Annotated in this window: 19 protein-coding genes and 1 pseudogene; 7 read left to right on the top strand and 13 right to left on the bottom strand. The window is 72.5% G+C overall.

Features of this window, described 5'->3' with window-relative positions; translation table 11 throughout:
* The first annotated feature begins 62 nt into the window (after nt 1-62).
* The 4 genes and pseudogenes from ugpC to E4198_RS25465 form a co-directional block, all read left to right on the top strand.
* A complete protein-coding gene (gene ugpC, locus E4198_RS14660; RefSeq protein ID WP_136183539.1) occupies nt 63-1,181 on the top strand; it encodes a sn-glycerol-3-phosphate ABC transporter ATP-binding protein UgpC in 1,119 nt (372 codons plus the stop codon).
* A gap of 158 nt (nt 1,182-1,339) precedes the next feature.
* The gene (locus E4198_RS14655) at nt 1,340-1,819 is read left to right on the top strand and encodes a hypothetical protein (RefSeq protein WP_247597690.1); all 480 of its coding nucleotides are present in this window, start codon (nt 1,340-1,342) and stop codon (nt 1,817-1,819) included.
* 204 nt (nt 1,820-2,023) lie between these two features.
* Entirely contained in the window at nt 2,024-2,776 is a 753-nt protein-coding gene (locus E4198_RS14650; RefSeq protein ID WP_136183537.1) for a nucleotidyltransferase family protein, read from the top strand.
* A gap of 140 nt (nt 2,777-2,916) precedes the next feature.
* Nucleotides 2,917-3,075 (top strand): annotated as a pseudogene (locus E4198_RS25465) (antitoxin); the annotation flags it as partial.
* A gap of 244 nt (nt 3,076-3,319) precedes the next feature.
* On the opposite strand, the gene E4198_RS14640 reads toward E4198_RS25465, so the two are convergent.
* From E4198_RS14640 to E4198_RS14610, 7 genes are all read right to left on the bottom strand, one after another.
* A complete protein-coding gene (locus tag E4198_RS14640) occupies nt 3,320-4,978 on the bottom strand; it encodes a DoxX family protein (RefSeq protein WP_136183535.1) in 1,659 nt (552 codons plus the stop codon).
* 144 nt (nt 4,979-5,122) lie between these two features.
* Entirely contained in the window at nt 5,123-6,085 is a 963-nt protein-coding gene (gene rlmB / locus E4198_RS14635) for a 23S rRNA (guanosine(2251)-2'-O)-methyltransferase RlmB (RefSeq protein WP_136183534.1), read from the bottom strand.
* A 210-nt stretch (nt 6,086-6,295) separates the two neighbouring features.
* Entirely contained in the window at nt 6,296-7,708 is a 1,413-nt protein-coding gene (gene cysS, locus E4198_RS14630) for a cysteine--tRNA ligase (RefSeq protein ID WP_136183533.1), read from the bottom strand.
* 116 nt (nt 7,709-7,824) lie between these two features.
* Entirely contained in the window at nt 7,825-8,220 is a 396-nt protein-coding gene (locus tag E4198_RS14625) for a PPOX class F420-dependent oxidoreductase (RefSeq protein WP_136183532.1), read from the bottom strand.
* Between the two features lie 170 nt (nt 8,221-8,390).
* Nucleotides 8,391-8,930: a 2-C-methyl-D-erythritol 2,4-cyclodiphosphate synthase gene (ispF, locus tag E4198_RS14620; protein ID WP_136183531.1), complete on the bottom strand. Its 540-nt coding sequence runs from the start codon at nt 8,928-8,930 to the stop codon at nt 8,391-8,393.
* A complete protein-coding gene (ispD, locus tag E4198_RS14615) occupies nt 8,920-9,729 on the bottom strand; it encodes a 2-C-methyl-D-erythritol 4-phosphate cytidylyltransferase (RefSeq protein WP_136183530.1) in 810 nt (269 codons plus the stop codon). Before ispD ends, ispF begins: the two co-directional genes overlap by 11 nt.
* A 349-nt stretch (nt 9,730-10,078) precedes the next feature.
* Nucleotides 10,079-10,561 carry a CarD family transcriptional regulator gene (locus E4198_RS14610; RefSeq protein WP_027765682.1) on the bottom strand — a complete coding sequence of 161 codons (483 nt, stop codon included), beginning with the start codon at nt 10,559-10,561 and terminating at the stop codon, nt 10,079-10,081.
* A gap of 591 nt (nt 10,562-11,152) precedes the next feature.
* Here E4198_RS14610 and E4198_RS14600 point away from each other — a divergent pair.
* Nucleotides 11,153-11,821, top strand: coding sequence for a DUF461 domain-containing protein (locus E4198_RS14600; RefSeq protein WP_136183529.1), 669 nt, complete (start codon nt 11,153-11,155; stop codon nt 11,819-11,821).
* Between the two features lie 115 nt (nt 11,822-11,936).
* On the opposite strand, the gene E4198_RS14595 is transcribed toward E4198_RS14600, so the two are convergent.
* Complete coding sequence (locus tag E4198_RS14595; RefSeq protein ID WP_023527581.1) at nt 11,937-12,617, bottom strand: response regulator transcription factor; 681 nt, start codon at nt 12,615-12,617, stop codon at nt 11,937-11,939.
* The gene (locus E4198_RS14590) at nt 12,614-13,924 is read right to left on the bottom strand and encodes an ATP-binding protein (protein WP_136183528.1); all 1,311 of its coding nucleotides are present in this window, start codon (nt 13,922-13,924) and stop codon (nt 12,614-12,616) included. Before E4198_RS14590 ends, E4198_RS14595 begins: the two co-directional genes overlap by 4 nt.
* 218 nt (nt 13,925-14,142) lie before the next feature.
* On the opposite strand from E4198_RS14590, the gene phoU reads away from it, so the two are divergent.
* Nucleotides 14,143-14,874: a phosphate signaling complex protein PhoU gene (phoU, locus tag E4198_RS14585; RefSeq protein ID WP_136183527.1), complete on the top strand. Its 732-nt coding sequence runs from the start codon at nt 14,143-14,145 to the stop codon at nt 14,872-14,874.
* A gap of 134 nt (nt 14,875-15,008) precedes the next feature.
* Nucleotides 15,009-15,152: a hypothetical protein gene (locus E4198_RS24910; RefSeq protein ID WP_168711438.1), complete on the top strand. Its 144-nt coding sequence runs from the start codon at nt 15,009-15,011 to the stop codon at nt 15,150-15,152.
* 180 nt (nt 15,153-15,332) lie between these two features.
* Here E4198_RS24910 and E4198_RS14580 read toward each other — a convergent pair whose 3' ends face one another.
* The 4 genes from E4198_RS14580 to mshA form a co-directional block, all read right to left on the bottom strand.
* A complete protein-coding gene (locus E4198_RS14580) occupies nt 15,333-16,094 on the bottom strand; it encodes a phosphoglyceromutase (RefSeq protein ID WP_136183526.1) in 762 nt (253 codons plus the stop codon).
* A gap of 64 nt (nt 16,095-16,158) precedes the next feature.
* The gene (locus tag E4198_RS14575) at nt 16,159-16,350 is read right to left on the bottom strand and encodes a hypothetical protein (RefSeq protein WP_136183525.1); all 192 of its coding nucleotides are present in this window, start codon (nt 16,348-16,350) and stop codon (nt 16,159-16,161) included.
* Nucleotides 16,351-16,365: 15 nt separating this feature from the next.
* Complete coding sequence (locus E4198_RS14570; protein ID WP_136183524.1) at nt 16,366-16,890, bottom strand: YbjN domain-containing protein; 525 nt, start codon at nt 16,888-16,890, stop codon at nt 16,366-16,368.
* Nucleotides 16,883-18,187: a D-inositol-3-phosphate glycosyltransferase gene (gene mshA / locus E4198_RS14565; RefSeq protein WP_136185392.1), complete on the bottom strand. Its 1,305-nt coding sequence runs from the start codon at nt 18,185-18,187 to the stop codon at nt 16,883-16,885. The genes E4198_RS14570 and mshA overlap by 8 nt, the downstream gene beginning before the upstream one ends.
* Between the last annotated feature and the right edge of the window lie 134 nt (nt 18,188-18,321).

Genomic DNA, 18,321 nt, shown 5'->3' with positions numbered 1-18,321 from the left:
GGACAATCCCCCTTTACTACGGATCGTCCGGCACGTACCTGCCGGTGAAGGAGTACACAGGCATGGCCACGGTCACCTATGACAGCGCCACCCGGATCTACCCCGGTGGCGACAAGCCCGCTGTCGACAAGCTCGACATCGACATCGAGGACGGCGAGTTCCTCGTCCTCGTCGGCCCCTCCGGCTGCGGCAAGTCCACCTCGCTCCGGATGCTCGCCGGGCTCGAGGACGTCAACGAGGGCGCCATCCGCATCGGTGACCGTGACGTCACCCACCTGCCACCGAAGGACCGGGACATCGCAATGGTGTTCCAGAACTACGCGCTCTACCCGCACATGACCGTCGCCGACAACATGGGCTTCGCCCTGAAGATCGCCGGTGTGCCGAAGTCGGAGATCCGGCAGAAGGTCGAGGACGCGGCGAAGATCCTGGACCTCACGGAGTACCTGGGCCGCAAGCCGAAGGCGCTCTCCGGCGGTCAGCGGCAGCGCGTCGCGATGGGGCGCGCCATCGTGCGTGAGCCGCAGGTGTTCCTCATGGACGAGCCGCTGTCGAACCTCGACGCCAAGCTCCGCGTCCAGACCCGTACGCAGATCGCCAGCCTGCAGCGCCGCCTGGGCATCACCACGGTGTACGTCACCCATGACCAGGTCGAGGCCATGACGATGGGCGACCGGGTGGCCGTGCTGAAGGACGGCCTGCTGCAGCAGGTCGACTCGCCGCGCCACATGTACGACAAGCCGGCCAACCTGTTCGTCGCGGGCTTCATCGGCTCGCCGGCGATGAACCTGGTCGAGGTGCCGGTCACCGACGGCGGTGTGAAGTTCGGCAACAGCGTGGTGCCCGTGGAGCGCGAGGCCCTGTCCTCGGCCACCTCCAAGGGCGACACCACGGTGACGGTCGGCTGCCGCCCCGAGCACTTCGACCTGGTGAACGGCGACGGCGGCGGCCTGAAGAAGGACGAGCACGCCGGCCTGGCCGTGTCCGTCGACGTCGTCGAGGAACTCGGCGCGGACGGCTACGTGTACGGCAACGCCGAGATCGGCGGCAAGGAGAAGGAACTGGTGATCCGCGTCGCGGGTCGCGACGTGCCGGAGAAGGGCTCCACCATCCACGTCGTGCCGCGCGCGGGCGAGACCCACGTGTTCTCGACCTCGACCGGCGAGCGCCTCAGCGACTGACGGCGCCGAGGGCGCGGGACGGCGACACGCCGTACGCCCCTTGTCGGACGACGGGCCGTACCTCCGGAACTCCCGGGGGTACGGCCCTTTTACACCGGTTTCGGGCGGTGCGCGTCAACACCATGACGCGACTTCGAAGTTTTTCTTCCCTCGACAGAGTGACGGAATGTCGCTTCATCATCACTCCTCGCTACGATCGCTCCGTGACACACCACGCAGCGAACAAAGCAGCCCGCAGGATCGGCCGCTCCCTCGCACTCGTGCTGCCCGTCGTCCTGGTCATGTCCGGGACGCTCGCGGTGGCCCGCGTGCCCTGGGCGGCCGACCCCTCCGAGTCCCAGCTCCTCACGGCATCGGCGGAGAAGTCGTCGACGCGCCAGGGGGCTCCGGCGGCGCCGGAGGACGTACTTCAGGAGCGTCTGATCACCGAACTCCAGGCCAAGGACCCGGGAGTCGCGCTCACCAGCCTCCAGCGGGAGATGCAGCGCCGCCCGTCCCTCGCCGAGCACTGCACGTCCATCGCGAAGGCGCTCGGCCGCGCCGCGGTGAAGAAGTACGGCGCCGTGCACCGTGCGCAGGGCTTCTCCCGCCCGGTCTGCGACACCTCGTTCGCGACCGGCGTCGCGCAGATGCGCTAGCGCGACCACGCGGAAGCGCCCGAAGGCGCTCCGACGCGGCTGCGCGGTGGCCTGCGGAGGGTGCGCGTCCAAGGACGTGCGCCCTCCGCAAGCGCGTGCGCGCCCGCCCGCCCGGCGCCGCCCCCACCGCGGCGGGTGGCGGCCGGCCCCTGCGTCTGGCCCGGCGCCTCCGCATCACGCCCGGGCCGCCCATAGGGTGCCGTCATGACCAGTGACCGGACCGACGAGCCCGACGTTCCGCACACCTCGCACCGCCCCAGCCAGGCGGTCGTCCTGGCAGGCGGCCAGGGCACGCGCCTGCGCCCGTACACGGACGACCGCCCGAAACCAATGGTGGAGATCCCCGGCACGGGCACGCCGATCATCGGGCACCAGCTGGCCTGGCTCGCCGCCGAGGGCGTGACGGACGCCGTAATCTCCTGCGGCCACCTCGCCGAGGTACTGGAGGGCTGGCTGGAGGCGACCGAACTCCCGCTGCGGGTCAGCGTGGTGGTGGAGCACGAGCCACTCGGCCGCGGCGGCGGCCTGCGCTACGCGGCCGCCTCCCTCCCCCGCCCCGAAGAGCCCTGGTATGCCACCAACGGCGACATCTGGACCCGTTTCTCGCTGCGCGAGATGGCCGACTTCCACGCCGAACGGGACGCCACGGCGACGCTCGCGCTGGCCCGGCCGCGCATCCCCTGGGGGGCGGTGGAGACCAACGAGTTCGGGCACGTGCTGGACTTCATCGAGGCCCCGCCGTCGCCGTACCTGATCAACGCCGGCGTGTACGTGTTCTCCGCGGCGTTCACCGCCCTGCTGCCCACGCGGGGCGACCACGAGCGGACCACCTTCCCCCGCCTCGCCCGGGAACGTGCGCTGGCCGGCTACCCGCTGCCGCACGGCGCCTACTGGCGGGCCATCGATACGGCGAAGGACCTCACCGAAGCGGCACGGGAACTCGCCGGGGAGGCATGAGAACGCCCCGGCCGGACAGCCGTCGGGTAGCGGCCGAGACGCCCACGGGCACGGCGCGCCCCGGACGCTCTCCATGTGCGATCCGTACGGCGTGCGGCAATGCTGGGCCGTGGACGAGCGGCAGAGGAGTGTAGATCCAGATGTCCATGATGAACAAGATCAAGAGCATGCTGAAGGGCCACGAGAGCAAGGCCGCGAAGGGCATCGACGTGGCGGGCGACCTGATCGACCGCAAGACGCACGGCAAGTACCGGCGCCACGTGGACAAGGCCCAGCGCAGGCTCAAGCAGGAGCTCGGACGGCCCGGACCGCACGGAGGGACGCAGGGCGGACCGCACGGAGGGACGCAGGGCGGACCGCACGGAGGGACGCAGGGCGACACCCGCGGCGGACACGACCGTCCCGGCGGGCCCGGCGGGAACCCGTACGGCGACCAGGGCCGGCCGCCCGGGCGCTGACGCCGCCCGTCTCCGGGGGCGGACGTACGAACGGCCCGGCGGGATGTCCCGCCGGGCCGTTGGTACGTCGCGGCGCCGCCGTGGCTCAGCCGAGCAGGCCGCCCAGCGCGCCGCCCCGCTCGGGCCCGCCGCCGCCCGTCGTGCCGCCGCCCGTCGATCCGCCGGTGGCCGTGCCGCCGCCCGCGGAGCTGTCGTCGCCGGACGGGCCGGAACTGCCGGTCCCCGTGGTGGAGGGGGCGGCCGGCTGCTCCGGCGCCTGCGGCGCGGCGGGCTGTGCCGGTGCCTGCACGGTCTCCTGCTGGCTCGGGGCGCTCGGCGCCCCGCTGCGCCCGCTCGGCGTGCCCGCGCTGGAGGCGGACGGCCCCGGGGTGCGGTCGGTGCCGGGCGTGCGGACGCCGGTGCTGCCGTCCGGCCCGGTCTTCTTCTTCGGCTCCTGCGGCAGCGGCGAGCCGGGCAGGTGGTTGACCGGCGGCTGGCCGGGCTCGGAGACCCGGGGGGCGTCCGAGGCGCGGACCGCGCCGCCGAGGACCGCGCCGACCAGCAGCGCCAGACCGCAGACGAGCACCGCGACGACCGCGCCGCGGCGCAGCACGCGGCGCCGCAGGTCCCAGATGTCCGCGCGCGGCCCGAGGGTGCGCCACGCCTCTCCCGCCAGCCGGCCGTCGAGTGAGTAGACCGGGGCTCCCGCGATCAGCAGCGGGCTCCAGGCGGCGAGGTAGATGATGTCCGGGGTGTCGTAGACGGGCACCGAACTCCAGCTCACGGTGACCAGCAGGGCGAGGGACAGGGCGGCGCCGATGCCGGCGGCGAGGCGCTGCCAGAGCCCGAAGATGGTCAGGACACCCACCACGACCTGGAGGAACGCGACGGTGAGGCCCGCACCGACCGGGTGCGACACCGCGAAGTCGTGCAGCGGTGTGGCGATGGCCCACGGCTCGAGCGAGCGCAGCCAGGTCACCATCGAGCCGCGGGCGCCGCCGTTGAAGTAGACGGGGTCGCTGAGCTTGCCCATGCCGGCGTAGACCGAGATGAAGCCGAGGAAGATCCGCAGCGGGAGCAGGACCATCCCGAGGTTCATCCGGCGGCCGGGGTAGTACGCGTGCCGCACCGGGTCGTTGCGGCGCGGGCGGCGCACCCCGTCGGCGTACGCCTCGCCGTCGTCAGCCGGTCCGTCCAGGTGGCCTGTGCCGTCCGGGCCGCCGGGCAGGTCGTCGTACGCGCCGCGCGCGGGCCGTACGCCGGCCAGCAGCGGCTGGGTGTGCTCCGAGGGACCCGGTCCACGCGGGCCGACGACGGTCGGGGGCGCGTCGTCGAGGCGCGGGAGCGTCCGGGTGGAGGCGTTCGCCGCCTCGGGCGCCGCGGACGGGCTCGGGAGCAGGCCGGTCGGGGGCACCCGTACGGCCTGGAGCAGCCGGATGGCGCCGGTGTCCTCGGGGTTGGCGTGGCCGCTCCACACGAGAGGGGCCCGGCGTCGTCCGGCTCTGGGGGCGGCGCCGACGGAGGCGCCCGCCGTCGCGCCGAAGCCCACTTTGGCGCCCGCGGCACGGGCGGCGCGCAGCCGTGGGGCCTCAAGGGCCGCGCTGCGGGGTGCGGGGCCGGCGAGCAGCACCCGGAAGCTCACGTGGTTGACGATGACCTGCCCGGGGTCGGACGGGACCTTGACCGTGCTCAGCACGGGCTCGTCGTCGGTGAATCCGCGCGTTCCCCCGGTAGGTGTGCGGGGTGTTCTCGTGTCCACACTCATCTAACCGAGTGACGGACGGAGAAGACACTGCCTTGACCGCGCCGATCTGTCCGCGACCCGTCAAGCGACCAGATCACCACACGAAGCGATCGCTTCCGGGCGCAGGTGCGCCCGCCGGTGCCACCGGCGGGCGCGGTCCTCAGATCACGCGCGGCGGCGGGCCGCCTCGTACAGCACCACGCCCGCGGCGACGCCCGCGTTCAGCGACTCGGCTCCGCCCGGCATCGGAATGCGCACCCGCACGTCGCAGGTCTCGCCGACCAGACGTGACAGGCCCTTGCCCTCCGAGCCGACGACGACCACGACCGGACCGTCGAGCACGTCCAGCTCGGTCAGCTCGGTGTCCCCGTCCGCGGCGAGACCGACGACCGTGAGACCGGCCTTCTGGTACGTCTCCAGTGCACGGGTGAGGTTCGTCGCGCGGGCGACGGGCGTGCGGGCGGCGGTTCCGGCGCTCGTCTTCCACGCGCCCGCCGTCATCCCCGCGGCGCGGCGCTCGGGCACGACGACGCCGTGGCCGCCGAAGGCGGAGACGGAGCGCACCACCGCGCCGAGGTTGCGCGGGTCGGTGACCCCGTCCAGGGCGACGATGAGCGGGTCCTCGCCGTCGTCGAAGGCGGCGGCGGTCAGGTCCTCCGGGTGCGCGTAGTCGTACGGCGGCACCTGGAGCACGACGCCCTGGTGGTTGAGGTGGTTGGTCATCCGGTCGAGTTCCGGACGCGGCGCCTCCATCAGGTGGATGCCGCCGCGCTCGCCCGCGAGGCGCACGCACTCCCGGACGCGGTCGTCGTTGTCGATGAACTGCTGCACGTAGAGGGTGGTCGCCGGGACGCCCTCGCGCAGCGCCTCGACCACGGAATTGCGGCCGACGACCAGCTCGGCGCTGCCCCTGCCCTTGCCGGCCCCGCGGCGGGGGCCGCTCTGCCGGCCCTGCGCACGGCGCGCCTTGGACTGGGCGGCACGCTGCTTGGCGTGGCCCTTGCGCATCTCGGCGGGCGGGGTCGGGCCCCTGCCCTCCAGGCCGCGACGGCGCTGGCCGCCGCTGCCGACCTGCGCGCCCTTCTTGTTGGACGTGCGGCGGTTGCGGCGTGCGCTGTTGCCGGCCATGGGGTACCTCTGTGCTTCCTGCGTTCCTGCGATGGAAATGTCGTGGAGTGGTCCGACGGTGGTCGTGCGTACGGTGCGATTATCCCCGACCGTACCGGGGACCGGGGCCGTGGCGCCCCTCGCCCGCGCCGGCCCGTCGGCGCGGGCGCCCGACCCCGCGTCCCTCGCCCGCGACGGGCGGGAGGGGGACGCGGGTCGGGCGGGGGTGCGTCAGGAGGCGGACGAGGAGCCGATCTCCCACCGGGGGCCGGAGGGGGTGTCCTCGATGGTGAGGCCGGCGCGGGCGAGTTCGTCGCGGATCGCGTCGGCGGTCGCGTAGTCCTTGCGTCCGCGCGCGGCCTGCCGCTGCTCCAGGATGAGCGCGACCAGCGAGTCGACCACGCCGTGCAGTTCGTCCGCCGCCTTGGCCGCGCCGCCGCCGGACCACTGCTCTGCCATCGGGTCCAGGCCGAGCACTCCGAGCATGGCCCGCAGGTCGGCGAGGTGGCGAGTGGCCGCCTCCTTGTCGTCGGCGGACAGGGCCTGGTTTCCGTGCCGGACGGTGGTGTGCACCAGGGCCAGGGCCTGCGGGACGCCGAGGTCGTCGTCCATGGCCTCGGCGAAGGCGTCCGGCACCTCGTCCGCCGGGGCGACCTCGCCGGTCATCTCGGCGACGCGGTGCATGAAGCCCTCGATGCGGCCGAACGCGGCCTCCGCCTCGCGCAGCGACTCCTCGCTGTACTCGATGGTGGAGCGGTAGTGCGGGGTGCCCAGGTAGTAGCGCAGCACGATGGGCCGCCAGCGCTTCACCATCTCGCTGACCAGCACCGAGTTGCCGAGCGACTTGCTCATCTTCTCGCCGCTCATGGTGACCCACGCGTTGTGCACCCAGTAGCGGGCGAACGCGTCACCGTACGCCTCGGACTGCGCGATCTCGTTCTCGTGGTGCGGGAACACGAGGTCGACGCCGCCGCCGTGGATGTCGAACTCCCGGCCCAGATACTTGTGCGCCATGGCGGAGCACTCCAGGTGCCAGCCCGGACGGCCGGTGCCCCAGGGCGTCTCCCAGCTGGGCTCGCCCGGCTTGGCCGCCTTCCACATCGCGAAGTCGCGCGGGTCGCGCTTGCCGGTCTCGTTCTCCCCCGACGGCTGACGGAGGTTGTCCAGTTCCTGGTTGGACAGCTTGAGGTAGCCCTCGTGGGAGCGCACGGCGAAGTAGACGTTGCCGTCGGCGGCGTACGCGTGACCGGAGTCGATCAGCGTGCGCATCATGTCGATCATCTCCGGAACGTGTCCGGTGGCCCGCGGCTCGCAGGTGGGCGGCAGGCAGCCGAGCGCGGCGTAGCCGTCGTTGAACGCGCGCTCGTTCTCGTAGCCGATCGCCCACCAGGGGCGGTGCTGGTCGGCGGACTTGGCGATGATCTTGTCGTCGATGTCGGTCACGTTGCGGACGAACGTCACGTCGAGGCCGCGGTGTTCGAACCAACGGCGCATGATGTCGAAGTTCAGACCGGAACGGATGTGCCCGATGTGCGGCGCCGCCTGGACGGTGGCACCACACAGGTAGATCGAGACGCAGCCCGGCCGGAGCGGGACGAAGTCACGGATCTGCCGGGCGCTGGTGTCGTACAGGCGAAGAGTCACGCGGCCAAGAGTAGTCGGCCGCGGGCGGGGTGTGCGCGCACCTCGGCAAGGCCCGTCCCCAGGGGATCTTCCCGGAGCCGCGCCGGTACGGGCGCCCCCCGGGGCGGCACCGCGTCTCAGAGCCGGCCGACGACCTTCCGCGGGGTGATGCGCACGACGACGCGCTCGCCGTCCTTGTGCGACTCCGGGTTGAACTCGGCGTAGGTCTTGCCGGTGTACTTCCTGGCCAGCTCGTCGATCAGCTCCTGCCCGCCCTCGGTGGTGAGCGTCACGGAGCCGCGGATCTCGGCGTACGTGTAGGGGTCTTCCGCGGGCTGCACCACCACGGTCACCCGCGGGTCGCGTTCGAGGTTCCGGGTCTTGCGGCGGCCCAGTGTGGTGGAGATCAGCAGTTCCTCGCCGTCCCGCTTCACCCACACCGGCGACACCTGCGGACTGCCGTCCGGCTGGATCGTGGCGATGTGGACGAAGACGTTGCCGTCGAGGACCTTCTTGAGCTCGTCGGAGAACACGGTGGAGGTGCTCCTTCCTGCTAACGGATGCGGTGGGCGTCGGCTCCGGTGGAGGACGAGGCGCCCGGCCTCGCGCCGCCGACTGTGCCGCCCCTCACACAAGGTGCAACCCCGGCCGGCCCGTCGCCATTCCCCCCTTCTGCCGGACACCCGGCCGCCGCACGGACGCGTCAGGCCGCGGGGACGGGGAGAACCAGCGCGGTGGCGACGGCCGCCAGCCCCTCCGCGCGTCCGGTGAGGCCGAGGCCGTCGGTGGTGGTGCCGGATACGGACACCGGCGCGCCGCAGGCGGCGGACAGCGCCTGCTCGGCCTCCGCACGCCGCTTGCCGATCTTCGGCCGCACGCCGATGACCTGGATGCTCACGTTGCCCACCGCGTAACCCCCGGCGGTGACGATGCGTGCGGCCTCCGCGAGCAGGCTGACCCCGGAGGCTCCGGACCATTCGGGGCGCGAGGTGCCGAAGTGCGCGCCGAGGTCGCCCAGGCCGGAGGCGGAGAACAGCGCGTCGCAGGCGGCGTGCGCGGCGACGTCGCCGTCGGAGTGGCCCGCGAGGCCGTATTCCTCGCCCTCCCAGAGCAGGCCGGCGCACCAGAGCGCGCGGCCCTTCTCGAAGGCGTGCACATCGGTGCCGACACCGATGCGCGGAACCGGGAACGGAAGCTCACGCCGAGGGCCCCGCTGAAGCTCCCGCTGGGGATCAGAAGCCATCGGTGGCCCTCCTCCGGGCGAGGACGGCCTCGGCGAGCACCAGGTCCAGCGGGCGGGTGACCTTGAACGCCTCCGCGTGCCCGGGGACGACCACCACCTCCACGCCCAGCCGCTCGACCATGCCGGCGTCGTCCGTGACGCCGTCCCCTTCACGGGCCACCCGGGCGTGCGCGTCGGCGAGCGTCAGGCGGTCGAAGCCCTGCGGCGTCTGCACGGCCCGCAGCAGGGACCGTTCCGGGGTGCCGACGACCGGCTCGGGGTCGCCCGGCCGCTCCGGCGGCCGGATCTCCTTGACGGTGTCGGGCACCGGCAGCGCCGGTACGACGGCGGGCGCGCCGTCCCGTACCGCCGCGGCCACGGCGTCCACGGTGTCCACGGGGACCAGCGGGCGCGCCGCGTCGTGCACCAGCACAGCGGTGACGTCTTCGGGCAGCGCGGCCAGGCCGAGGCGTACGGAGTCCTGACGGGTCTCGCCGCCGGGGACGACCAGCACCTCCGGCAGTGAGTGCTCGTCCAGCAGGTGGCGCACGCCGTCGACGCCGTCGGCCGGAGCGACCACCACGACCAGGGACACCGCCCGGGCGCGTGCCATGGCCCGTACGGCGTGCACCAGCATCGGTGTCCCGCCGAGGGCGCGCAGGGCCTTGGGGGCCCCGGGGCCGAGGCGCACACCGCGCCCGGCGGCCGGGATCACCGCGGCGGTACGGACGGCGGGCCGGACGGTGGAGAGTCGCGCCGGGCCGGGGACGGCGGCGGAAGCGGAGGTGGAGGTGGAAGCGGAAGTGGGATCGTGTGACATCGGTTGCGCGTTCAGGTTTGTGTCCTCAGCCGGGTTGGGTATGGCATGGGCGTAACCCCGGCCGGTGGCTGGGGAGTGCCGGGTGCGACACCTCGATCGGACCCTTCCGTGACAGCCGGTCGAGCGCGCTGCCGGGCCCGGCACAAGGGGTGCGAGGGGTACACGACGGGCGGCTGCCGATCGTGACACCCAGCGTACTGAACGCGATACAGCGATGCCGCAGCGCCCGGGACGAACCGGTCGGTCGTGGACCGCACGGTTTCCGGGCACCGCGGCATGGCGGTGGCGACGCCGCCCGTTCCAGGACTCGCCGGATGGCACTCGACGACTCACATGGGGCGGCCGGGGGTCAGGAGGCGAGAACCTCGTCGAGAAGCGCCTCGGCCTTGTCCTCGTTGGTCTTTTCCGCCAGCGCCAGCTCGCTGACGAGGATCTGACGCGCCTTGGCGAGCATCCGCTTCTCGCCGGCCGACAGACCGCGCTCGCGCTCGCGACGCCACAGGTCGCGGACGACCTCGGCAACCTTGATCACGTCGCCGGAGGCGAGCTTCTCAAGGTTCGCCTTGTAGCGGCGCGACCAGTTGGTGGGTTCTTCGGCGTACGGAGCGCGCAGCACCTCGAAGACCTTGTCCAGGCCCTCGGAACCGACCACGTCACGCACACCCACGAACTCCGCATTGTCCGCCGGCACACGAACAGTCAAGTCGCCCTGCGCGACCTTCAGAACCAGATAGGTCTTGTCCACGCCTTTGATCTGGCGAGTTTCGATGGCCTCGATCAGCGCGGCCCCGTGATGGGGATAGACCACGGTGTCGCCAACCTTGAACGTCATGTGTCAGGTACCCCTTCCGTGGCTATCCAGTCTAACACGTGAACGAGCCGTTCTGAATGACGTTTCCGCAGGTCAGGCCGGCATCTCGGGGCTTGACAAGCGACCCGTTGTCATGCTGCGGACCTTGAGTGGAACGAAGAATTCGCAGGTGGGGACGCGTCTTCGCGGGTGCCGAAACGGACCCCGGAAGGGCCCCACGAGAAGGGGAACCGTAGCCTGAATGCCCGTTATGTCCGGTTCACAGGGGGACCCGTTCGCTCGTTCTCCGGAATTGATCAGCGAACTGTTCCGCAGGGCGAACACGGCTGCGTTCCGCCGGTCGGCCGCACCGACAGTGATCAATTCCGGCCGACGTTCTCACATTCTTTCCCGAGAATCCCACCGACCCGTCCGGACGGGGGAACCGGCCGGGGAATCCGCCGCATCGCAGCCGCCCCTCCGGCGCGGCACGCGCCCGCTCCGCGCCGCGCCGGAGGGGCGGCTGCGGCCCTTGCGCGCGGGGTCGGTAGCCTGTGAGCCCACAACCGACCACCGTCCGCGACCGGGCACGCCGTTCGGCCGCCAGAGCTCGTCCTAGGAGTTGCCGCCGCCGTGAGCAGCAGCCTTCGACGCGGCACCCTCGCCGCCACCGCCCTCGCCTCCTGCGTCCTCACGCTCACCGCGTGCGGCGCGGGGGACAACGCCGCGACCCTGCAGGTCGAGCCGGACAGCGCCAGCAAGCAGGCCGGCCCGATCAAGGTCGAGGCCGTCAACATCATCACCACCGAGGGCGGAGACGGTCCCGTCGGCGTGTCGGCCCGCATCTTCAACGACAGCCGGAAACCGGAAACCCTCGAGGCCATCCGCATCAAGGGCGTCGACGGCCGCGTCAGGCTGAGCCCGCCCGCGGGGAAGAACTCCCTCACGGTGCCCGCCGAGGGCCACCTGGCGCTGGGCGGCGAGGGCCACGCCTCCGCGTTCGTACCGGGCCCGGGCACGGTCAGCCCCGGCGAGATGCAGGCCGTCACCTTCGTCTTCAGCCGCACCGGCAAGGTGGAACTGCGCGCCGCGGTCGTGCCTTCGGACCACGACGGTTACGAGCGCTTCGCCCCCAGCGCGCGGCCGACCCCCTCCGGCGCGCCCACCGGCAACCCGTCGCCGCGCCCCGGCGAGGAGACCGGCGAACCCACCGGGTCGCCCACGGGCTCCCCGACCGGCTCTCCCACGCCCGGCGAGGAGAACACCGAACCCGCGACGGGCGAGAGCCCGGCCGGCGAGTAGCGCCGGCACACCCGCAGACGGAAGCGGCCGGGGGCCGGCGGAGATCCGCCGGCCCCCGGCCGCTCTCGTCCTGCCCCGCGGCGCGCCGACGTGCAGCACCCTGGAGGCGGTCCGGTCAGGGCTCGAACTTGTAGCCCAGGCCGCGCACCGTGACCAGGTAGCGGGGCGCGCCCGGGTCGGGCTCGATCTTCGCCCGCAGACGCTTGACGTGCACGTCCAGCGTCTTGGTGTCGCCGACGTAGTCCGCGCCCCACACCCGGTCGATGAGCTGCATGCGGGTCAGCACGCGGCCGGCGTTCCGCAGCAGCATCTCCAGCAGGTCGAACTCCTTCAGCGGCAGGTCCACCTTGCCGCCTCCGACAGTCACCACGTGCCGGTCGACGTCCATGCGCACCGGTCCGGCCTCCAGCGCCGCCGGCTCGACCTCCTCCGGCTCGCCGCGGCGCCGCAGCACCGCGCGCACCCGGGCGACCAGCTCCCGGGAGGAGAAGGGCTTCGTCACGTAGTCGTCGGCTCCTATCTCCAGCCCCACGACCTTGTCGATCTCGCTGTCCTTGGCGGTCACCATGATCACGGGGACGTTGGAGCGGCCGCGGAGCTGCCGGCACACCTCCGTCCCGGGCAGGCCCGGCAGCATCAGGTCGAGCAGCACCAGGTCGGCGCCGTTCCGCTCGAACTCGTCAAGCCCTTCCGGCCCCGTGGACGCCACCGCGACCTCGAAGCCTTCCTTGCGCAGCATGTAGGACAGTGCGTCGCTGAACGATTCCTCGTCCTCGACGACGAGCACTCGGGTCACGGGAGGACCTCCGGGGCGTCAGATGTACGTGGTCGTGATGGGGATGTGGTGGGGTCGTGCACCCCGTCGTCCTCGTCGTCGAAGTCGGACGGTTCCTGCAGCGCACCGCTGAGGCGGTGCTCGTGGCGGCCGGACTCCGCCTTCTCCCGGGCGTTGCCGGCCTCCGGCAGCCGCAGGGTGAAGGTGGAGCCCTGGCCCTCCGCGCTCCACACGGTGACCTCTCCGCCGTGCGAGGCGGCCACGTGCTTGACGATGGCGAGGCCGAGGCCGGTGCCACCGGTGTCGCGGGAGCGGGCCGGGTCGACGCGGTAGAATCGCTCGAAGATCCGCTCCTTGTCCGCAGCCGAGATGCCGATGCCCTGGTCGGTCACCGCGATCTCGACGAGGTCGCCGCCCGGCGCGGCGATGCGCCGTCCGGCGATGCCGACCCGGGTACGGGCCGGCGAGTAGTTGACCGCGTTCTCGACGAGGTTGCCGAGCGCGGCGGCGAGCTGCCCGCGGTTCCCCCACACGTGGAGGTTCTCGGTGCCTCCGGACGCGAGGGTGATCTGCTTGTTCGACGCCGACTGCCGGCAGCGGTCCAGCGCCTCCCCGACCAGTTCGGTGACCTGCACCGGCTCCGAGTCCTCCAGCGGGTCGTCGTTCTGCACCCGGGAGAGGTCGATCAGCTCCTGCACCAGGCTGGTCAGCCGGGTGGCCTCGTTCTGCATCCGGCCGGCGAAGCGTTCCACAGCCTCGGGGTCGTCCGAGGCGTCCATCACGGCCTCCGAGAGCAGCGACAGCGCGCCGACCGGCGTCTTCAGCTCGTGGCTGACGTTGGCGACGAAGTCGCGGCGCACCGCCTCGATCCGCCGGGCCTCCGTCAGGTCCTCGACCAGCAGCAGCACTAGGCGGGACCCGAGCGGCGCCACGCGCGCCGACACGGCGAGGGCGTCGCCGCCCCGGCCCGAGCCGCGGCGCGGCAGGTCCAGCTCGATCTGACGTATCTCTCCGTCGCGGCGCGTGTCGCGGGCCATCCGCAGCATCTCGTCCACGGTCAACCGTCCGCCGCGCACCAGCCCCAGGGCGTACGCGGCGGAGCTGGCCTTCACCACGGCGTCGGCCTCGTCCAGCACGACGGCCGACGAGCGGAGCACGGACAGGACGGTGTCCACGCCTGGCGGCAGCGTCGCCGGGTCGGTGTGCAGCGCGGTACGGGTGGGGCGCGCCTGCTCGCGCTCGCTCCACCGGAACGCCAGCATGGCGATCACGCCGGTGCAGACACCGGCGATCGCGGCCACTGCGGCGACTGCCGCGTTCACGTCCATGGCTCCCAGGTTATGCGGCCGAAACCGCACGCCCCCAGCCCTTCCGGGGCGGTCTCGAACACTCGTCCCCCAGAGTTCACCTCGGTGTCGGAGCTGATTCACTTGTGCGGCCGGAAGAGGACGCATTCCACCCCGAACGTGGCAGCGTGGGGGGCGAACCACCCGGTCGGAGCAACAGCCCGTCCGCCCCCGGACACGCCACGCGAGGAAGGACAAGCATGCGGGACGCGTACCACGAGGAGCTGGACTCGATCAGCGACAGCCTGGTCGAGATGGCACGGCTCGCCGGCTCCGCGATCGGCCGCGCCACCACGGCGATGCTCGACGCGGACCTCAAGCTCGCCGAGAGCGTGATCGCGGCGGACGAGAAGGTCGACGACCTCCAGCGCGACCTGGAGACCAAAGCCATCCAGCTGCTCGCCCGGCAGCAGCCCGTCGCCACGGACCTGCGGATCGTCGTCACGTCGCTGCGGATGAGCGCGGACCTGGAGCGTTCGGGCGACCTCGCCCAGCACGTGGCGAAGGTCGCACGGCTGCGCTTCCCCGACTCCCCGGTGCCGCGGGACCTCCAGGCCACGCTGCTGGAGATGGGACAGCTCGCGCAGCGGCTGATGGCCAAGGCCGCCGAGGTGATCATCACCAAGGACGTCGACACCGCGCTCCAACTGGAGCACGACGACGACAAGATGGACGACCTGCACCGCACGCTCTTCCAGCACCTGATGGACGACCGCTGGAAGCACGGCATCGAGACGGCCGTCGACGTCACCCTGCTCGGCCGGTACTACGAACGGTTCGCCGACCATGCCGTGTCGGTGGCCCGGCGCGTGGTCTACCTCGTCACCGGCGACTACGTCGACGAGCTGACCGAGGGCGGTGCACCGGCGGGTGCTGCCCCCGCCTCCTCCCCTTCGGGCACGGACTCGACGGAGCCCGCCGAGGGCGCGTGACGCACTCCGGGCGGGAACCGGCGCACGCTGTACGCCCCGCCGCGCTCCCGCACGCCGGGGCCGCGCACGGCTAGGACGTGTCCGGACGGGCAGGGATCGGAGCGCATGACAGTCCCGCCCGAAGAGGAGGAACCATGCCCCACCCGCCCCTCTCCCCCACGGCCCGCGACAGCCCGCCCCCGCCGGTGCTCGGCGCCTGCGGCTGCGGCTCCGGCTGTGGCTGCGGCTGCCAGTCCGGAGGCTCCTGCCAGTGCGGCGGCAGCTGCTGCGGCGACTGACACCAACACCCCGTCGTCACGGGGCCGGGCGGGCACACGGTGCCCGCCCGGCCCCCGCACTCCGCCGAGCCGAGCCGAGCCGACGGTGTTCCTGGGGTGGGTCTTCGCCGACGCCGTCCATCGCGACCGCGGACGTGCCTGACCCGCACCGCGTACGGGTCAGGGACCTGATCGGGCTGGCTACTTCTTCTTGCCCTGATTTTTGACGGCCTCGATGGCCGCCTTGGCGGCGTCGGGGTCGAGGTAGGTGCCGCCGGGGTTGAGGGGGCGGAAGTCGGCGTCGAGCTCGTAGGAGAGCGGGATGCCGGTGGGGATGTTGAGGCCCGCGATGTCGGCGTCGGAGATGCCGTCGAGGTGCTTGACCAGGGCGCGGAGCGAGTTGCCGTGGGCGGCGACGAGAACCGTGCGGGCGGCGAGGAGGTCGGGGAGGATGCCGTCGTACCAGTAGGGCATCATGCGGCCGACGACGTCCTTGAGGCACTCGGTGCGGGGCCGCAGCTCGCTGGGGATGTCGGCGTAGCGTGCGTCGCCGCTCTGCGACCACTCGGTGCCGTCGGCGAGCTCCGGCGGCGGGGTGTCGTACGAGCGGCGCCACAGCATGAACTGCTCTTCGCCGAACTCGGCGAGCGTCTGGGCCTTGTCCTTGCCCTGGAGGGCGCCGTAGTGGCGCTCGTTGAGGCGCCAGCTGCGGTGGACGGGGATCCAGTGGCGGTCGGCGGCCTCGAGAGCGAGGTTCGCGGTGCGGATGGCGCGCTTCTGGAGCGAGGTGTGCACGACGTCCGGGAGCAGGCCGGCCTCCGTCAGCAGCTCGCCACCGCGGACGGCCTCCTTCTCGCCCTTCTCAGTCAGGTTGACGTCCACCCAGCCGGTGAACAGGTTCTTCGCGTTCCACTCGCTCTCGCCGTGGCGGAGCAGGATCAGCTTGTACGGTGCGTCGGCCATGCGTCCGAGCGTAGACGACCGGGCGGGCGCGGCCTCGGGACGGTCCGAGGCGCGGACCGGGGGCCTACGACGCGGTGGTCCTGGTGAGGATCAGGGAGGGCGGACCGTCCGGGTCGTACCGGAAGTACACCGTCCCATGGCTTCCCGTGTAGAGCTGGATGCCGCCGATCCGGCCGAGGGTGCCGTCCTCGATCGCCAGGTGGACGAAGTCATCGGCGGCGCCGAGCCATCGTCCGGCTGTTCTCTTGTCCCTCACCCGCTCAGCGTGGCGTCACCCCGTTCGACCTGGTGTTGGGGTGTCATCCCGGACGAGGTGGGCGAAGGCGTCGAGGTTGCGCGTGGACTCGCCGCGGGAGGTGCGCCAGGCGTACTCCTTGCGGATGGCGTCGGCGAAGCCCATCTCCAGGAGGGTGTTGAAGGAGCCGTCGGCGTTCTCCAGGACGGTGCCGAGGAGCCGGTCGATCTCGTCGGGCGTGACGGCGGCGAGCGGGAGGCGGCCGACGAGGTAGACGTCGCCAAGCCTGTCGATCGCGTAACTCACCCCGTAGAGGCGGGTGTTGCGCTCCAGCAGCCAGCGGTGCACCTCGGCGTGGTTCGCGTCGGGGCAGCGCACCACGAAGGCGTTGACGGAGAGGGAGTGCCGTCCGACGACGAGGGAGCAGGTGGTCGACAGTTTGCGGGTGCCCGGGAGGGTGACGACGTAGGTGCCGTCGGAGGGGTTCTCCCAGTCGATGTCGGCGTCCCGGAGCGACTGCTCCAGCACAGCGGTCGGTGACGTCGGCGTCGGCTCAGCCATGCAGTGATCGTAGGCGACGGCGCCGGGACTGGAGCGCGGCGGTGTACGTCTCGGCGGTGGCGGCGGCCGCCGCGTCCCAGCCGAAGTCCGCGGCGTGGCGGGCGGCTGCCTCGCCCATGCGGGCGCCGAGGGCGTCGTCGTCGAGGAAGCGGCGCAGGGCGCGCGCGTAGTCGGCCGGGTCGTGGCCGGGGATGAGGAAGCCGCTCTCCCGGTCGCGTACGGCCACGGGGAGGCCGCCGACGGAGGCGGCGACCACCGGCGTGCCGCATGCCTGCGCCTCCACGGCGACCAGGCCGAACGACTCGCTGTACGACGGCATCACCAGCACGCTCGCCGCGCGGTACCAGTCGGCCAGCTGCGCCTGCCCGACCGGCGGGCGGAAACGGACCAGGTCGGCGATGCCGAGCCGGGCCGCGAGCTTCTGGAGGCGTTCGGGTTTGGCGAGGCCGCTGCCGCTGGGCCCGCCGACCACCGGCACCAGCAGGCGGGAGCGGAGGGAGGGGTCCGCGTCGACCAGTTGCGCGACGGCGCGCAGCAGGACGTCGGGGGCCTTGAGGGGCTGGATGCGGCCGGCGAAGAGCGGGATCAGCGCGTCCTGCGGCAGCCCGAGCCGGGCGCGGGCCGCGGCCCGCCCGTCGGCGGGCCGGAACGTCTCCAGGTTCACTCCGGGGTGTACGACGGCGGTGCGCGCCGGGTCGGCGTCGTAGTGATGGACCAGGTCGCGGGCCTCTTCGGCGGTGTTGCCGATGAGCCGGTCGGCGGCCCGTACGATCTGCTGCTCGCCGATCACGCGGGCGGGCGGCTCCGGGGTGTCGCCCTCGGCCAGGAAGGCGTTCTTGACCTTGGCCATGGTGTGCATGGTGTGCACCAGGGGGACACCCCAGCGCTGCGAGGCCAGCCAGCCGACATGGCCGGACAGCCAGTAGTGGGAGTGCACCAGGTCGTAGTGGCCCGGCCGGTGCCCGGCCCACGCCTGCATCACGCCGTGGGTGAAGGCGCAGAGCTGCGCGGGCAGCTCCTCCTTCGCCAGCCCTTCGTACGGGCCGGCGTCGATGTGGCGGACGAGGACGCCGGGGACGAGTTCGACGGTCGGGTCGAGGGCACCTGTGGTGGCGCGCGTGAAGATCTCGACCTCGATGCCCGCGGCGGCGAGCTGGCGGGCCAGTTCGACGATGTAGACGTTCATGCCGCCCGCGTCGCCGGTGCCGGGCTGGTGCAGCGGGGAGGTGTGCACGCTCAGCATGGCGATGCGGCGGGGGCGCCGGGGGTGCAGAAGGTGACGTGGCGACGGCAGCATGCCCTGTGGGGCGCCGCCGGGGGCGACGCCGCCGGGCGCCGTACCGTGCGGGCGCGTGCGGCGGCGGAGGCCGCCGCCGAGCCGGGACGGGGACTGGCTCACGTCGCGTGCCTCCTCCGTGGGCGGTAGTGCGA

Source organism: Streptomyces sp. RKND-216, assembly GCF_004795255.1.
In the GTDB taxonomy this organism is placed as follows: Bacteria; Actinomycetota; Actinomycetes; order Streptomycetales; family Streptomycetaceae; genus Streptomyces; species Streptomyces hazeniae.
The sequence above is the reverse complement of the archived record's forward strand: the minus strand, read 5'-3'. Positions and strand labels throughout refer to the sequence as shown.

Coding starts and splice junctions, on each gene's coding strand:
- E4198_RS14570 (WP_136183524.1), bottom strand. CDS start 16,890: ATGGCTGAGCCGACGCCGACGTCACCGACCGCTGTGCTGGAGCAGTCG.
- E4198_RS14610 (WP_027765682.1), bottom strand. CDS start 10,561: ATGACGTTCAAGGTTGGCGACACCGTGGTCTATCCCCATCACGGGGCC.
- E4198_RS14650 (WP_136183537.1), top strand. CDS start 2,024: ATGACCAGTGACCGGACCGACGAGCCCGACGTTCCGCACACCTCGCAC.
- E4198_RS14640 (WP_136183535.1), bottom strand. CDS start 4,978: ATGAGTGTGGACACGAGAACACCCCGCACACCTACCGGGGGAACGCGC.
- rlmB (WP_136183534.1), bottom strand. CDS start 6,085: ATGGCCGGCAACAGCGCACGCCGCAACCGCCGCACGTCCAACAAGAAG.
- ispD (WP_136183530.1), bottom strand. CDS start 9,729: ATGTCACACGATCCCACTTCCGCTTCCACCTCCACCTCCGCTTCCGCC.
- phoU (WP_136183527.1), top strand. CDS start 14,143: ATGCGGGACGCGTACCACGAGGAGCTGGACTCGATCAGCGACAGCCTG.
- E4198_RS14580 (WP_136183526.1), bottom strand. CDS start 16,094: ATGGCCGACGCACCGTACAAGCTGATCCTGCTCCGCCACGGCGAGAGC.
- mshA (WP_136185392.1), bottom strand. CDS start 18,187: ATGCTGCCGTCGCCACGTCACCTTCTGCACCCCCGGCGCCCCCGCCGC.
- E4198_RS14590 (WP_136183528.1), bottom strand. CDS start 13,924: ATGGACGTGAACGCGGCAGTCGCCGCAGTGGCCGCGATCGCCGGTGTC.
- ugpC (WP_136183539.1), top strand. CDS start 63: ATGGCCACGGTCACCTATGACAGCGCCACCCGGATCTACCCCGGTGGC.
- E4198_RS24910 (WP_168711438.1), top strand. CDS start 15,009: ATGCCCCACCCGCCCCTCTCCCCCACGGCCCGCGACAGCCCGCCCCCG.
- ispF (WP_136183531.1), bottom strand. CDS start 8,930: ATGGCTTCTGATCCCCAGCGGGAGCTTCAGCGGGGCCCTCGGCGTGAG.